The 242-nt window shown below is 66.1% G+C and carries 1 protein-coding gene; it reads left to right on the plus strand.

All coding sequences use genetic code 11. From position 1 onward, the window contains the following. The coding region (locus CVH10_RS23775) for a helix-turn-helix domain-containing protein (protein ID WP_219925086.1) at positions 1–242 on the plus strand (242 nt) is incomplete at both ends.

Consider the following 242-nt stretch of genomic DNA (forward strand, 5'->3'; position numbering starts at 1 on the left):
CAGTCGGGCAAGGCCCTGCCGCCCTCGATGATCGAGCGACTGACGTTGATTCTCGACGCCTTCGGCGGCCAGGCGGCCCGGATCACGCTCGAACAGGTTGCATGCCGTACTCGATTACCTCGCTCCACTGTCCACCGCATTCTCGATCAACTCACCACCTTCGGATGGGTCGAGCACGCCTCCTTCGGATACTGCCTCGGTCGCCGCGCTCTCCGGGGGACGGCGACGGCGAGAGGCGCAGC

It is taken from the genome of Halomonas sp. ND22Bw, assembly GCF_003011945.1.
Lineage (GTDB): Bacteria > Pseudomonadota > Gammaproteobacteria > Pseudomonadales > Halomonadaceae > Halomonas > Halomonas halophila.